This is a genomic window from Priestia sp. SIMBA_032, assembly GCF_046535215.1.
Classification (GTDB): domain Bacteria; phylum Bacillota; class Bacilli; order Bacillales; family Bacillaceae_H; genus Priestia; species Priestia aryabhattai.
On record NZ_JAWRXD010000533.1, the window covers coordinates 1 to 277 of the forward strand.

Below are 277 nucleotides of genomic sequence, written 5' to 3' on the forward strand. Positions count from 1 at the left end.
TTGTCCTTTTGTATAAAACAATCTAATAGTGAATAACCAGCTATTAAACTAATAATCGTAACAAAAGTTGTATTTATTAGAATAATATTAACTAAATAAGGTAGGTATTCGGCAAGTGGTGAAAAGAGTAGTGCTGGGGAAAAGGAAATGAATAGTGTAGGCACTGTAATAGCAATAAATTTATCCGGTTGAAAGCTCCAGTTTTGTTTACTCGTTTCGCGATTAATAGATTGAAGGAAGCGTAATAAAATGCCAACTATAAGAGGGAAGAGTGTAA

The 277-nt window shown here is 32.1% G+C and carries 1 pseudogene; it reads right to left on the minus strand.

Features of this window, described 5'->3' with window-relative positions:
• Nucleotides 1-277 (minus strand): annotated as a pseudogene (locus SB717_RS35425) (hypothetical protein); the annotation flags it as partial.